We start from the raw sequence: 230 nt of genomic DNA, 5'->3' as shown, positions 1-230 counted from the left end.
TAGTTTTAGCCAGAGCAATTTTACGCAAACCGGCCATCCTGGTATTGGATGAAGCCACAAGTGAATTGGATAAGGAGAACGAAGCAAAGATTCAATCCGCTATTGAACGATTAAAAGGAAAAATGAACATCATCGTAATAGCTCATCGATTATCGACGATTCGCAATGCCGACCAAGTAATGGTCATGGATCAGGGAGAAATCATTCAGGTCGGTGAATATAACCAATTA

General features: G+C 40.4%; 1 pseudogene. It reads left to right on the top strand.

Annotated elements, in window-relative coordinates:
- A pseudogene (locus ACYP5M_RS26865) lies at positions 1–230 on the top strand (ABC transporter ATP-binding protein); the annotation flags it as partial.

The organism is Peribacillus sp. N1 (assembly GCF_054600815.1).
The sequence above is the reverse complement of the archived record's forward strand: the minus strand, read 5'-3'. Positions and strand labels throughout refer to the sequence as shown.